Source organism: Bifidobacterium moukalabense DSM 27321 (genome assembly GCF_000522505.1).
GTDB lineage: Bacteria > Actinomycetota > Actinomycetes > Actinomycetales > Bifidobacteriaceae > Bifidobacterium > Bifidobacterium moukalabense.
In genome coordinates, this window is the sequence record NZ_AZMV01000005.1 from 53,889 (window position 1) to 63,077 (window position 9,189).

8 protein-coding genes and 1 tRNA gene are annotated in these 9,189 nt (G+C 59.2%); 7 read left to right on the forward strand and 2 right to left on the reverse strand.

Annotated features, from left to right (window positions below; all coding sequences use genetic code 11):
* Positions 1 to 24: 24 nt before the first annotated feature.
* The 7 genes from pth to BMOU_RS06075 all read left to right on the forward strand — a co-directional run bounded on the left by pth (position 25) and on the right by BMOU_RS06075 (position 7,921).
* A complete protein-coding gene (pth, locus tag BMOU_RS06045; protein WP_034875820.1) occupies positions 25 to 624 on the forward strand; it encodes an aminoacyl-tRNA hydrolase in 600 nt (199 codons plus the stop codon).
* Positions 614 to 4,135, forward strand: a complete 3,522-nt coding sequence (gene mfd, locus BMOU_RS06050; protein ID WP_034875823.1) for a transcription-repair coupling factor — start codon at positions 614 to 616, stop codon at positions 4,133 to 4,135. Before pth ends, mfd begins: the two co-directional genes overlap by 11 nt.
* 122 nt (positions 4,136 to 4,257) lie before the next feature.
* Complete coding sequence (gene eno / locus BMOU_RS06055) at positions 4,258 to 5,556, forward strand: phosphopyruvate hydratase (RefSeq protein WP_034875826.1); 1,299 nt, start codon at positions 4,258 to 4,260, stop codon at positions 5,554 to 5,556.
* 74 nt (positions 5,557 to 5,630) lie between these two features.
* On the forward strand, positions 5,631 to 6,191 hold the full coding sequence (locus BMOU_RS06060) for an FtsB family cell division protein (protein ID WP_034875828.1): 561 nt from the start codon (positions 5,631 to 5,633) through the stop codon (positions 6,189 to 6,191).
* A 14-nt stretch (positions 6,192 to 6,205) separates the two neighbouring features.
* A complete protein-coding gene (locus BMOU_RS06065) occupies positions 6,206 to 6,772 on the forward strand; it encodes a DUF501 domain-containing protein (protein WP_034875842.1) in 567 nt (188 codons plus the stop codon).
* A gap of 32 nt (positions 6,773 to 6,804) precedes the next feature.
* Positions 6,805 to 7,800: a Ppx/GppA phosphatase family protein gene (locus BMOU_RS06070; RefSeq protein ID WP_034875830.1), complete on the forward strand. Its 996-nt coding sequence runs from the start codon at positions 6,805 to 6,807 to the stop codon at positions 7,798 to 7,800.
* A gap of 41 nt (positions 7,801 to 7,841) precedes the next feature.
* Positions 7,842 to 7,921, forward strand: a tRNA-Leu gene (locus tag BMOU_RS06075).
* A gap of 141 nt (positions 7,922 to 8,062) precedes the next feature.
* On the opposite strand, the gene BMOU_RS06080 is transcribed toward BMOU_RS06075, so the two are convergent.
* Both BMOU_RS06080 and BMOU_RS06085 read right to left on the reverse strand, forming a co-directional pair.
* Complete coding sequence (locus tag BMOU_RS06080; RefSeq protein ID WP_034875131.1) at positions 8,063 to 8,551, reverse strand: hypothetical protein; 489 nt, start codon at positions 8,549 to 8,551, stop codon at positions 8,063 to 8,065.
* A gap of 306 nt (positions 8,552 to 8,857) precedes the next feature.
* On the reverse strand, positions 8,858 to 9,189 hold a 332-nt coding region (locus tag BMOU_RS06085), incomplete at its 5' end, for a hypothetical protein (protein ID WP_034875833.1).

Consider the following 9,189-nt stretch of genomic DNA (forward strand, 5'->3'; position numbering starts at 1 on the left):
GTGGAACGGGGAATGGGAACAACGATGGCATCTGATTTCTGGCTGATCGCGGGGTTGGGCAATCCGGGCTCCAAGTATGAAGGTACGCGCCACAACATGGGATTCATGACCGCCGATCTGCTGGCGGAACGCTGGTCGGTCAATTTCTCCGATCACAAGGGGTTGGCCATGCTCGGCAAGGGCGTGATGAACCTGTCGGGTCGCAACGTGAAATTCTTCCTGGCCAAACCGCTGACCTATATGAACGATTCCGGCAATGCGGTGGCTTCCATCAGTTCGTACTACCAGATCGAGCCGGATCATATCGTGGTGATCCATGACGACATGGACCTCGACTTCGGTCGTATCAAGGTCAAGTCCGGAGGCTCGGCCGGCGGCCACAATGGCATCAAATCCATCGACCGCTCACTGGGCACACCGAAATACGCCCGCGTACGCATGGGGGTCGGTCATGCCCAACGCGGTGCGCGCGCCCATGACAACACGGTGAACTGGGTGTTGGGAGGATTCGGCCCGGACCAGCGCAAGCAGCTGCCTGAATTCCTCGCCGATGGCGCCGATGCGGCCGAAACCATCATCTTCAGCGGTCTCGCCAAGGCTCAGGAGCAGTTCAATGGCCGCTGAGCTGTCCGGCATTCTCGACATCCTGGAAACGGATGATGATTTCCGTGCGCTGATTTCCGGTGAGATCGAAGAGCCGGAATCCGACATCGACCCCAGCATCATCGTGGGTGTTCCCGAGGGACTGCGGCCGGCCTTGGCCGCCGGTACCGCCGGCAATCAGCCGGTCGTGCTCGTCGTCGCTTCCGGACGGGAGGCGGAGGAGACTGTTGAGGCAATCCGTTCCTGGTACGGTGGGGACCCTCAGGATGTGGCCCAACTGGAAGCCTGGGAAACGCTGCCTCATGAACGTCTGTCCCCCCGCGCGGATACGGTGGCCAGCCGCATGGCGGTGTTTCGCAGGCTGAAACACCCTGAAGAGGGCAATGCCATGTTCGGTCCGATCCGCATTCTCGTAATGCCGGTGCGCTCCCTGATTCAGCCGGTGGTGGCGGGGCTTGGCGACATCGAGCCGTTGGTATTCGCGCAAGGCGAGGAACTGGCGCTTGGCGAGGCGTCGGAACGACTGGTGGAGAGCGCCTACACACATGTGGATCTGGTGATGGACCGTGGAGAGTTCGCCGTACGCGGAGGCATCATTGACGTGTTTCCTCCAACGCTGCCGCATCCGGTGCGTATCGAATTCTTCGGCGACGAAATCGACACCATCAAGGAATTCCACGCTTCCGACCAGCGTACGTACGGGGAATCGCTGAAGAGTGTCTGGGCCACGCCATGCCGTGAGTTGCAGCTTACGGAAGACATCCGTGAACGTGCCAAATCGCTGATCGGTTCCATTCCCAATGCCGAGGATATGCTGGAATCCATCGCCAACGCCATTCCGGTGGAAGGCATGGAGTCGTTGCTGCCAGCGCTTGTCGACGATATGGAATCGGTGCAGGGCATGCTGCCGGCGGATGCGCTGATCATGCTGTCCGATCCGGAAAAGCTGCGTAGGGGCGCCGAGGATCTCGCCAAAACCGCCAACGAGTTTCTGGCCGCCAGCTGGCATGTAGCCGCGTCCGGCCATGGCGCCGGTGCGCCCATCACCTTCGATCAGGCGAATTTCCTCGACTTCGAGCAGACCATAGCATCTCTCGCGTTTTCGAAGCATGACGTGTGGAAACTCACCAGTTTCGGCGTGGATTCCAGCCTGCCCGGTCATATACGGATCGATGCCACCAATCCGGGCGAATATCGAGGTGATGAACGGAAGGCGGCCTCCGGCATTGAGGGGCTGCTTGACGCCGGCTACGATGTGACCATCACGGCCGCGGCGCAGGGCACCCTGGCCCGTCTGAAACGTGCCATCAACGAGACCGGCATCGCCAATTTCGAATGCGTGCGTTCCCGTGCCGTCGACGGATTCGTCGACAATGCGGCGAAAACGGCATTGCTCACCGAACGGGACCTGACCGGCCGCACCTCGGCCGCAGGGCAGGCCAAAACCCCGAAACGCCGACGCAAGGCCATCGACCTGATGGAACTCAAGGCCGGTGATTACGTGGTGCACGAGCAGCATGGCATCGGGCGTTTCGTCGAGATGCGCCAACGGTCCATCGGCACCGGCGCCAACAAGACCACCCGCGAATATCTGGTCATCGAATATGCGCCGAGCAAGCGTGGCGCTCCGGCCGACAAACTGTTCATTCCCACCGACCAGCTTGACCAGGTCAGCAAGTACATCGGTGCCGAGGCTCCAAAACTCAACAAGCTGGGCGGTTCCGACTGGGCGGCCACCAAGGCCAAGGCACGCAAGCACGTGCATGAAATCGCCGAGGATCTGGTCAAACTGTATTCCGCACGCCAGCGCACGCCCGGTTACGCCTTTAGTAAAGACACCCCGTGGCAGAAGGAACTGGAGGACGCCTTCCCGTATCAGGAGACCGCCGACCAGCTCACCACCATCGACGAGGTCAAATCCGACATGGAACGGTCCGTGCCGATGGACCGCCTCATCTGCGGTGATGTCGGTTTCGGCAAGACGGAGATCGCCGTGCGTGCCGCCTTCAAGGCGGTGCAGGATTCCAAGCAGGTGGCCGTACTCGTACCGACGACGCTGCTCGTGCAGCAGCATTTTGAGACCTTCACCGAACGATACGAGGGTTTCCCGGTGAATGTGGCCGCAATGAGCCGTTTCCAGACCACCAAAGAGATCAACGACACCATCAAGGATCTGGAGGACGGCACCGTTGACGTGGTGATCGGCACACACAAGCTGCTCAATCCGAAGATCAAGTTCAAGGATCTGGGCCTGGTCATCATCGACGAGGAGCAGCGTTTCGGCGTCGAACACAAGGAGACGCTCAAGGCGCTGCGCACCAACGTGGACGTGCTGAGCCTATCGGCCACGCCTATTCCACGAACGCTTGAGATGGCCGTCACCGGCATCCGTGAGATGTCCACGCTGGCCACGCCTCCCGAGGATCGCCTGCCGGTGCTCACCTATGTCGGCGCATACGAGGATGCGCAGATCACCGCGGCCGTGCGCAGGGAACTGTTGCGTGGCGGTCAGGTCTTCTATGTGCATAACCGTGTGCAGGACATCGCGTCCGTCGCAGCGAAGATTCACGAGCTTGTACCCGAGGCGCATGTCGGCATCGCGCACGGCAAGATGGGGGAGAAGCAGCTCGACGGCGTGATCCGTGATTTCTGGCATCGAGACATCGACGTGCTGGTATGCACCACGATCATCGAGACGGGTCTCGATATCTCCAATGCGAACACATTGATCGTCGATCATGCCGACCGTTTCGGCCTCAGCCAGCTACATCAGTTGCGAGGGCGGGTCGGACGCGGTCGAGAGCGTGCCTACGCCTACTTCCTATACGATCCGGCCAAACCGATGACCCAGCAGTCGCACGATCGTCTCGCCACCATCGCGCAGAACACGGCACTTGGCTCCGGTTTCGATGTGGCCATGAAGGATCTGGAATTGCGCGGCACCGGCAATCTGCTTGGTGACGAACAAAGCGGCCACATCGAAGGCGTCGGTTTCGACCTGTATGTGCGCATGGTGTCCGAAGCGGTGGAGCAATACAAGGAACCGGAACGCGTCGAATCGGTGGCCGTGAGCATCGATCTGCCAATCGAGGCGTCCATTCCGGTCGACTACATCGATTCCGACAAGCTCCGGCTCGAGGCTTACCGCAAGCTGGCCACGGCTCGTACCGAGGACGACCTCGAAGAACTGCGTGACGAGCTTACCGACCGTTACGGCAAGCCTCCGGTCGAGTTCGACGCGTTGTTCGATGTGGCCCGGCTGCGGGCCAAGGCGAGAAGGCTCGGCATCACCGAAATCATCGCACAGGGGCGTAACGTGCGTGTGGCCAAATTTGAGCCGCGCGAATCCGTGCAGATGCGTATGGCCAGAATCTACAAAGGCATCCAATACCGGCCTGTCACCAAAACGTATCTGATTCCCGCCCCCTTTGCGGGCTCGCTCGGATCGAAGCCGATGGGTTCCGACGAAGTGGTGCGATGGACGAACCAGCTTCTGGACGATCTGGATTGGTCTCCTGCTCCCCGCAAGTAGATCGTTCGTCCAAGGAAAGGGTGTGAACGTTCACATGATTCGTGTCGAATAGTTTGCGATACGTCCACAAAACGCACTATTCTAGGCAATGTCATCACAACCTAACGTTTAAAGGAGTAGTTGTGGCAGTAATTGAAAGCGTTTACGCGCGTCAGATTCTCGATTCCCGCGGCAACCCGACCGTTGAGGTCGTTCTCGACACCGAAGACGGTGCTCAGGGCCTGGGCCTCGTTCCGTCCGGTGCCTCCACCGGCGAAGCCGAAGCCTGGGAGCGTCGCGATGGTGACAAGTCCGTGTACATGGGCAAGGGTGTTCTCAACGCCGTCAAGGCCGTGAACGAAGAGATCGCTCCGAAGGTCATCGGCATGGACGCCTCCGACCAGCGCGCTCTCGATGAGGTCATGATCGAGCTCGACGGCACCCCGAACAAGGGTCGTCTGGGCGCCAACGCCATCCTTGGCGTGTCCCTGGCCGCCCTGTATGCCTCCGCCGAGTCCACCGGCCAGCCGCTGTACCGCTACATCGGCGGCACCAACGGCCACATCCTGCCGGTCCCGAACATGAACATCATGAACGGTGGCGCCCACGCTGATTTCGCCACCGACATCCAGGAGTACATGATTTCCCCGTACGGCTTCGACACCTACAGCGATGCTCTGCGCGCCGGCGTCGAGGTCTACCACACCCTGAAGAACGTCCTGAAGAAGGAAGGCCTGGCCACCGGCCTCGGCGATGAGGGCGGCTTCGCCCCGAAGATGAAGTCCAACAAGGACTCCCTGAACTACATCATGGACGCCATCTCCGCCGCCGGCTACGAACCGGGCAAGCAGATCGGCATCTCCCTCGACGTGGCTTCCTCCGAGTTCTACAACAAGGAGACCGGCAAGTATCACTTCGAAGGTGACGATCGTGAGGCCGGCTACATGCTCGACTTCTACGAGAACCTCATCAACGAGTACCCGATCGTCTCCATCGAGGATCCGTTCCAGGAAGAAGGCTGGGAAGACTGGGCCTCCATCACCGCCAAGCTTGGCGACCGTCTGCAGTTCGTCGGCGACGACCTGCTGGTCACCAACCCGGCACGTCTGGCCAAGGGCATCGAGCTCGGCGCCGCCAACTCCCTGCTGGTCAAGCTGAACCAGATCGGTACCGTCACCGAAACCCTCGACGCCATCGAGCTGGCCACCAAGAACGGTTTCACCTCCATGGTTTCCCACCGCTCCGGCGAGACCCCGGACACCACCATCTCCGACCTGGCCGTGGCGAAGAACACCGGCCAGATCAAGACCGGTGCCCCGGCCCGTGGCGAGCGCATTGCCAAGTACAACCGTCTGCTCGAGATCGAGGAGGAGCTCGGCTCCACCGCTCAGTACGCCGGCTACAGCGCTTTCAAGGCCTGCAAGAAGTACATCGCCAAGTGATCCCACGCTGGTTAGGCGTTAACTGAAAATACCCGCCACATCCCTCGTCGAATGTGGCGGGTATTTTCATTGCTATGGGTACAAAGACACGCAAGGCCGGCAAGGGCAAGTCCAAGGCGACGGGCAAGACCCGCTATAGCAGTGCGGGACCGATCGCCTTTTTCGTGTCGTTGTTCATCGTGGCATTGGGGGCTATCCAGCTGGTATCGACCTTCCATACCTATGCGTTGAATCTGGCGGAACTCAACGGGCTGAAAAAACAGGAGGCGTCGCTGATCGCCCAGAAGCAGGAACTGGAAAACGACATCGCGCGATGGAACGATAAAGCCTATGTGACGGCTCAGGCGCGCGACCGCCTCGGATTCGTGTTTCCCGGGGAGCAGGCCATCCGGGTGCAGCACCCCGAAGCCGTGACCGGTGAAAGTACTACGAATACCGGTGGCAGCTCACAAGACCAATCGCAGAAGACATCGTTGCCGTGGTATAAGGAAATGGCCTATTCCTTCAAACAAGCCGATCAGGCCGACGATAAGAAGGCGACCGCAAACGGCGGTACGGCAAAAGACGACGGTCAACAGAACGAATCGTCCGGAGATACGCAGAACAACGACCAATCGCAGTCAGGAGCGCAATAGGAGTGACACAGGACATGACGATCATCGAACAGGCCAAGGCACTTGCCACAAAGGTGCTGGCCACCCCGGCGACCGATCAGGACATTGACGTGGTGAACAGACAGCTTGGCCGTTATCCGCGAGGCATGGTCGCCGTCGGTGCCCGATGCGTGTGCGGACGTCCATTGGCCGTGGTGACTCGCCCATTGCTACCCGGAGGGGTGCCGTTCCCCACAACCTGTTATCTGACCGGTCCCGAGGCGGTGAAGGCCATCTCCCATATCGAGGCCGAAGGCAAGATGAAGGAATACAACGACCTGCTGGCCGAAGACGCGGATGTACTGGCCCGATACGGCCGAGCCCATGAACTGTATCTGGCGTTCCGCCATGAGATCGCCAAGGCCATGGGCGACAGCGAGGAGCATATCGAGGGCACCAGCGCGGGTGGTATGCCTGTGCGCGTCAAATGTCTGCACGCCCTGCTGGCCCAGACGCTGGTCATGGGGCCGGGTTCCAACCCGATCGGGGATCTCGCCCTTGAGGCCATCCGTGACGAGTTCGACCCGAATGTATGCCGCTGTGCGGTCGATATCGAGGCATGAACGTAAACCATAGCGAAACCCAAGGTGAGAACATGAAGTCTGTTACCGTTGCCGGCATTGATTGCGGCACGAATTCGATTCGTTTGAAGGTCTCCCGTGTGGATGAGAACGGCGTGGAAGACATCGTGCCGCGCATCCTGCGCGTAATCCGTCTCGGGCAGGACGTCGACAAGACCCACCGCTTCGCCGATGAGGCGTTGGAGCGGGCTTACACGGCCGCCCGCGAATTCGCGGGGGTGTTGGCCGAGCATCCGGTCGACGGCATTCGCTTTGTGGCCACTTCGGCTACCCGTGACGCCGAGAACCGTGAGGAATTCGAAGACGGCGTCGAACGGATTCTCGGTGTACGTCCGGAGGTCATTCCCGGAACGGAGGAGGCCGACCTGAGTTTCCTCGGTGCGACGAGCATTGTACGCAGGGACGTCGAGGCACCGTATCTGGTGGTCGATCTGGGCGGGGGTTCCACCGAACTGGTACTGGGCGGCGATGGTGTGAGCAAGCCGGCCACGCAGGTGCAGGCGGCGTTCTCCATGAACATCGGCTCGGTACGCATGACCGAACGCCACCTCAGGAGCGATCCGCCGACCGAGGCGCAGATCGACGAGGCGATCCAAGATATCGACGAGCACATCGACGAGGCGTTCCGTACCGTTCCCGCAGGCAAGGCGCATACCATCATCGGCGTGTCGGGTACAGTGACCACCATGACTGCGCTGTCGATGGGGCTGACTGAATACGATCATTCCGTGGTTGACGGTGCACGTTGCACCCTCAAGGATGCATTTGCGGTGGATGACAGGTTCCTGCGCATGCCGCGTGAGGAGCGTCTGACCTATAAGACCATTCATCCGGGCCGTGTCGATGTGGTCGGCGGCGGCGCATTGGTATGGAGCCGCGTACTCGCCAGGATCTCCGCCGCGGCGCAGGCCGATCACGGCAAAGCCATTGACTCCTTCATGGCCAGCGAGCATGGTCTGCTTGACGGCATTGTGCTGGACTACGGCACCAGATTGCTTGCCTCGCGCTGACGTGGCATAATATCTTCGCATCGTCCTTTCGAGGGCGGTATGCCTCCATGGCGAAATCGGTATACGCAGTCGACTTAAAATCGACCTCTTCGGATTGTGGGTTCGAGTCCCACTGGAGGCACTTTCGTCCGGGTGTCAGAATCGGCGGTTTTCCTTGGTTTTCCAATGGTTCCCCGCCTATTCGTCAACCGTGGTAATTCACTGTAATTACCGCTAATTCACGGCTTTTACCTCACAGACGTGGGCAAAATGTGGGCACGAATCACCAGATCATCGGTAGGTGTAGGCATTGTCGCGCCCACTGTTCCACGGCCTTGTTTTCCTTATCGTCACCAAGCAGCAGGAGGAACCCGGCATTCTTGCCAAGTGAAGCCGATTCCAGCTTCTTGATTATGCCGCGCTCCTGCAACCAGACCGCGGCGTCACTGAACTGCTTCTTGGCATTCAATTCTCGCTTGCGCATGATTTTGTCAGCATCCTCACTCATGGCCTGCTCCGGCGTGAGCAGCACCATTCCGTGGTCTTCCGCAAATCCGCTCCAGCCGAGCGTGTAATAGCGGCATGGCGCGTTGGCCTTGCGCAGTTTTTCGGGCGGCTGGTTGCGGTCTCTGTCCCAATCGTAGGTCTGGTCACACATGTAGGCGAGCACAAGTTGAGCCATCGCGTAGATGCCGAGGTTGTCGCCGCGACGGTAGGCAAGACGACCCTCATGTGCGAGCTCGTAGAAGGCGTCGGTGTTCTTGTATCCCATCGGTTTCATCTGCTTTCCCTCCATGCCTTGCCGTATGCTGGTGCATGGAGAATCGTCCTAGGTTTTCCATACCCGTGTGGTTCTGACCAACCGCACGGGTTTTTTATTTAATGCTATGAACTATACTACCACACGAGAGTATAAGCAAATTTATACAGTATGTATAAGGAAGATTACCAAAACCGCGTAAATCGGTATAACCGACGTTATACATATATAAGTCTCTATACAATACTTAACATTTTTTTTACTAGGGAAATCGCGACGAAAAAGGCCCCGCCGAAGCAGGGCCAAAAGGAAGAATCATCACTCGAGTCTCGCATCACCATCGGCAGGACACGTGGCGACTTCCTCGCCATCGACGTTCAAGGCGACATTCCATTCCAGCGCATCCTTGCCCTGCCGGATCATCGTATCTGGAATGCTGGTCTCGAATCTCGATGAATCCGTTGAATCATTCCAGCCGGGATACGTGTTCTCGACGTTGGTGCTTAGATTCGTGACACTGCGCTTCGTCTCGCCAGAGGCAACATAGTCGGCCAGATTGACCTGATACCACGTCTCGGCGGCATGATTCTTGACAGTCACCGTATAGACATAGGATTGATCCGCATGCACCTTGTCGAAGCCGTCGATGC

Coding starts and splice junctions, on each gene's coding strand:
- BMOU_RS06070 (WP_034875830.1), top strand. CDS start 6,805: ATGAAGTCTGTTACCGTTGCCGGCATTGATTGCGGCACGAATTCGATT.
- pth (WP_034875820.1), top strand. CDS start 25: ATGGCATCTGATTTCTGGCTGATCGCGGGGTTGGGCAATCCGGGCTCC.
- mfd (WP_034875823.1), top strand. CDS start 614: ATGGCCGCTGAGCTGTCCGGCATTCTCGACATCCTGGAAACGGATGAT.
- BMOU_RS06060 (WP_034875828.1), top strand. CDS start 5,631: ATGGGTACAAAGACACGCAAGGCCGGCAAGGGCAAGTCCAAGGCGACG.
- BMOU_RS06080 (WP_034875131.1), bottom strand. CDS start 8,551: ATGGGATACAAGAACACCGACGCCTTCTACGAGCTCGCACATGAGGGT.
- BMOU_RS06065 (WP_034875842.1), top strand. CDS start 6,206: ATGACGATCATCGAACAGGCCAAGGCACTTGCCACAAAGGTGCTGGCC.